This is a genomic window from Stenotrophomonas maltophilia group sp. RNC7 (genome assembly GCF_030910085.1).
Taxonomy (GTDB): Bacteria; Pseudomonadota; Gammaproteobacteria; order Xanthomonadales; family Xanthomonadaceae; genus Stenotrophomonas; species Stenotrophomonas sepilia.
Genome location: NZ_JAVFVN010000339.1, coordinates 1 through 446, shown reverse-complemented (window position 1 = coordinate 446; position 446 = coordinate 1). Strand labels below are relative to the sequence as shown.

At 69.3% G+C, this 446-nt stretch carries 1 protein-coding gene; it reads right to left on the bottom strand.

The features are described from left to right. On the bottom strand, nt 1-391 hold a 391-nt coding region (locus RCF13_RS05395), incomplete at its 3' end, for an NAD(P)-binding domain-containing protein (protein WP_308140939.1). Between the last annotated feature and the right edge of the window lie 55 nt (nt 392-446).

The following is a 446-nucleotide window of genomic DNA, read 5'->3' as shown; positions in this document are numbered from 1 at the left end:
CCTGCATGCCAGAGACCGGCGCGTCCAGGAAGCGGATACCGCGCGTCCGCAACTGCTCATCGACCTGCAACGTGGCGCCGTGCTCGATGGTGCTGGTGTCGATGATCAGCGCCCCGGGCCGCATGATGGCGGCCAGGCCGCCGGTCCCCAGCAGCACGTCGCGCACGGCATCGGTCCCGGGCAGGCTCAGGATCACGATGTCCGCCTGGCGGAAGTCGTCCAGCGAATCCGTGGTCCGGGCGCCGCGAGCCTGCAGCGCCGGATAGGCCTCGCGCGTCTTGGCCGAGACCAGCAGATCGATGCCCTCGTGCGCCAGGTTGAGCGCCATCGGCTTGCCCATCTGGCCCAGCCCGATGAATCCGACGACCGGCCGGGAATGCGGGGCCGTCACTTGGCGCGCTCCGAGATCTCGATCAGGTTCAGGTCCGGATCGCGCAGGTAGATCG